This is a genomic window from Betaproteobacteria bacterium, from assembly GCA_016791345.1.
In the GTDB taxonomy this organism is placed as follows: Bacteria; Pseudomonadota; Gammaproteobacteria; order Burkholderiales; family JAEUMW01; genus JAEUMW01.
Map to the genome: position 1 here is coordinate 1 of JAEUMW010000372.1, position 3,531 is coordinate 3,531.

Consider the following 3,531-nt stretch of genomic DNA (forward strand, 5'->3'; position numbering starts at 1 on the left):
ACGACGGTTGCGAAAGGATGCCCGGAGAGCCGCAGCGACAGCGTGCCGAGCGCGCCGTGGCGACAGCGTCGCAGAAGCCGCCGTGCCTTGTCTCCTGCGTCCCCTGGCGTCGTCACCGCGCGAGCCTCACCGCCGTTTCGGCGAGTCGGCGGCCGAGCGCCACGCAGAGTTTTTTCTCTTCCTCGGTGAGACCGCGCTCACCGGTGAGCCCTGCCCAGTGGCTCGCGCCGTACGGCGTGCCGCCACTGGAGGTCGTGCAAAGCTCGGAGAGCGTGTAAGGCAGCCCGAGCAGCAGCATGCCGTGATGCAGGAGCGGCAGCATCATCGAGACGAGCGTCGTTTCCTGGCCGCCGTGCAGCGTTCCGGTGGACGTGAAGAGAGCGGCAGGCTTGCCCGCGAGCGCGCCGGTCAGCCACAGCGACGAGGTGCCGTCGAGAAAGTACTTGAGCGGTGCCGCCATGCTGCCGAAGCGCGTCGGTGAGCCGAGGGCGAGCCCTGCGCAGGTCTCGAGATCCTTCAACTCGACGTAAGGCGCGCCGCTGTCGGGCACCGCGGGTGCGACCGTTTCGCACACGGTGGAAACCTTCGGCACGGTGCGGATGCGCGCAGCGCAGCCCGCAACCTCGTCGATGCCACGAGCAACCAGTCGCGCCATGCTGCTCACCGCGCCATTCTGACTGTAGTAGAGGACCAGGATTTCGTGCACGAGGGACGCCCCGGAATCACGGGTATCATATGTCGGGTCATGAGGCAGCGACTTTCCGTGTCGGTTCCCGCCACCATCGCACGCCTGCGCGCCCTTGTCGACCTGGTGCGCGAGCGTATGGACGAGGAGCGCCTGCTCGACACGGCGGCGAGCCTCACGTTCAGCACGCTGCTTGCGCTCGTGCCGCTCGTGACGATCGCGCTCACGGTGTTCTCGGCGTTTCCCGTGTTCGCTTCGCTCACCGATCAGATCAAGGTTTTTCTGCTCACGAATCTGGTGCCGGAAGCGGCGGCGAAGGTCATCACCGTCTACGGCCGGCAGTTCGTGGAGAATGCCGCGCGACTCACGATCTTCGGCATCGCGGGTCTCGCGATCACCGCCGTGCTGGTGATGCACACGATCCTCGATGCGTTCAACCGCATCTGGCGCGTGCGCCGGCCGCGCTCCTTCGCCGTGCGCTTCGCGCTCTATTGGGCGGTGCTGACGGTGGGGCCGATCCTGGTCGGCGGCAGCCTGTCGGTGACGTCATGGCTGCTCGCCCTCTCGGGTGATCTCGGCCAGGTGGCGCCCGGCGTGCAGGGGCTTCTGCTGCAAAGACTGCCCCTGCTGCTCACGATCGTCGCACTGACCTTCATCTACGCCGCGGTTCCGAATCGGCAGGTCGCGCTGCGTGATGCGCTGGTGGGCGGTGTGCTCGCAGCCGTGGTGTTCGAGGTGGTGAAGTTCGGTTTCACGCGCTATCTCACCCTGTTCCCGACCTACACGCTGATCTACGGCACCTTCGCCAGTCTGCCGGTCTTTCTGCTGTGGATCTATCTCTCGTGGCTCATCGTGCTCATCGGCGCCGTGGTCGCTGCGGTTCTGCCGGACTGGCGTGCCGGGGCACTGGCCGGGCAGCGCCATGCCGGGCATCAGTTCTATCGGGTGCTGTCGGTCCTGCGCGAACTCGCGCTCGCACACCGCAGCGGGACGGTGCTCTCGACGCTCCGACTGCAGCAGAGGGCCGCGCTGAGCGGCGCCGATACGGAGACGTTGCTAGTCGAACTCGCGCGCAGTGGCTGGGTGTGCGAGGTGGTGCGCGGCGGCTGGGTGCTCGGTCGCGATGTCCGCGAGATCATGCTCGCGGATGTGTTCCAGCGATTCGTGTTTGCGCCGCTGGATCTGCCGGTACCGGCCGACTTGACGCAGGTGCGGGACATGCTCGCGCGCATCGAGTCGAGTTCCGGAGGAGACCTCGCGGTGCCGCTTTCCGCGGTTTTCTTTCCGGAGACGACCGCGAATACAGGCCGCGGGAGCGAGGAACGGCCGGTCGCGGCGCGCGCTCGTTGAAGACCGTGATCGCGGCGCGACTCATGCTGATGGTCTTTGCGTGCTGGGCCGCAGTCGCGAGCGCGCAGGAGTTCTCCGTCAGCGATGCCCATGGCAGAACCCACCGGCTGGCCGACTATCGGGGCAAGTGGGTCCTCGTGAACTTCTGGGCGACCTGGTGTCCGCCGTGTCTCGAAGAGATGCCGGATCTCGGCGCGCTCTACGACGAGCGTCGGCAGCGCGATCTCGTCGTGATCGGCATTGCGATGCACTACCGGAATCCGGCGGAAGTCATCGAATTCGCCGACAACATGCTCGTTTCGTATCCGATCGTGCTGGGCGAGGCGAACGTGACGCAGCAGTTCGCTCCGGTGACTGTCCTGCCGACGACGCTGATCTACGATCCTGCGGGCAAACTCGTGAAGACCCACGTCGGCGCGATCACGCGCCGGCAGATCGAGGCGTTTCTCGGCGCGCCCCGCTGACGGGGCGGACTGCGGTTCAGCGCTTGACCGGCGCCGATGCCGCCGGCGGATGGAACTCGACGCTGCGGACCACGGGAACCTGCCAGGTGCGCCACGCGCGCAGGACGAGATTGGGATACTCGGCCTGGCCGAGACTGCCGTTGTAGCGACCGAGGGCGCGGAACAGGTTGCCGCGCTCGATGTCGAGGTAGTGGCGCAGGATCGTGCAGCCGTAGCGCAGGTTCGTGCGCAGGTGGAAGAGGTTGTGTTCCTCGTTGCCGATCGCTGTCACCCAGAACGGCATGACCTGCATGAAGCCGCGCGCGCCGGCAGTGGAGACGGCGTACTTGCGGAAGGCGCTTTCCACCTGAATCAAGCCGAGCACCAGTTCCGGTTCGAGTCCGGCCCGCGTGGCTTCGTAGTGCACGGTGCGCAGGAAGTCGAGGCGCAGCGTTTCGTTCGCCATCTGGCGCTCGATCCGGGGCGACATCGCAGCGAGCCACCGGCGCGACTCGCCGTCGGAGGCGAGCACGAGCGATGACACCGCGTGATCGCTGACCGCCTTCTGCAACGAGGCCTGCACACTTGCCGACAGCGGTTCCTCGGCCTGCGCACCGGCGCGCGCGGCAAGCGGCGCCAGCAGCGCGAGGCAGGCGAGGAGTTTCAGCGAGCGGCGCATACCTTCGCGCGGACGAACTCGACGGCCTCGGCGACCGGAACCTGCTCGGCTGCCGCGTCGCGCCGACCCTGGTACTCGACCATTCCCTGCTTCAATCCCCGATCACCGACCACGATCCGGTGCGGAATACCGATGAGTTCCATGTCCGCGAACATGACACCGGGCCGTTCATCACGGTCGTCCAGCAGGACTTCTATGCCTGCATCCTCGAGTGCATCGTGCAGGCGTTGCGCCACTTCGGCGACCTGTGCGCTCTTGCGCAGGCCGATCGGGACCACCGCGACCATGAACGGCGCCATGGCTTCCGGGAACACGATGCCTCGCGCGTCGTGGTTCTGTTCGATGGCCGCGCCCACGATGCGCGATACGCCGAT

General features: G+C 66.8%; 5 protein-coding genes. 2 read left to right on the top strand and 3 right to left on the bottom strand.

Going from position 1 to position 3,531, the window contains the following annotated elements:
* Positions 1-112: 112 nt before the first annotated feature.
* Positions 113-706, bottom strand: coding sequence for an NAD(P)H:quinone oxidoreductase (gene wrbA / locus JNK68_14485; GenBank protein ID MBL8541551.1), 594 nt, complete (start codon positions 704-706; stop codon positions 113-115).
* Between the two features lie 57 nt (positions 707-763).
* On the opposite strand from wrbA, the gene JNK68_14490 reads away from it, so the two are divergent.
* On the top strand, positions 764-2,035 hold the full coding sequence (locus JNK68_14490; protein MBL8541552.1) for a YihY family inner membrane protein: 1,272 nt from the start codon (positions 764-766) through the stop codon (positions 2,033-2,035).
* Positions 2,036-2,058: 23 nt separating this feature from the next.
* Complete coding sequence (locus tag JNK68_14495; GenBank protein MBL8541553.1) at positions 2,059-2,499, top strand: TlpA family protein disulfide reductase; 441 nt, start codon at positions 2,059-2,061, stop codon at positions 2,497-2,499.
* 16 nt (positions 2,500-2,515) lie between these two features.
* Here JNK68_14495 and JNK68_14500 read toward each other — a convergent pair whose 3' ends face one another.
* The gene (locus JNK68_14500) at positions 2,516-3,157 is read right to left on the bottom strand and encodes a lytic transglycosylase domain-containing protein (protein MBL8541554.1); all 642 of its coding nucleotides are present in this window, start codon (positions 3,155-3,157) and stop codon (positions 2,516-2,518) included.
* Positions 3,142-3,531: proline--tRNA ligase (locus tag JNK68_14505; GenBank protein ID MBL8541555.1), on the bottom strand; the 390-nt coding region annotated here is incomplete at its 5' end. The genes JNK68_14500 and JNK68_14505, both read right to left, overlap by 16 nt.

Excerpts from the sequence above, each read along its gene's own strand:
- JNK68_14495 (MBL8541553.1), top strand. The coding sequence starts at position 2,059 with ATGCTGATGGTCTTTGCGTGCTGGGCCGCAGTCGCGAGCGCGCAGGAG.
- JNK68_14500 (MBL8541554.1), bottom strand. The coding sequence starts at position 3,157 with ATGCGCCGCTCGCTGAAACTCCTCGCCTGCCTCGCGCTGCTGGCGCCG.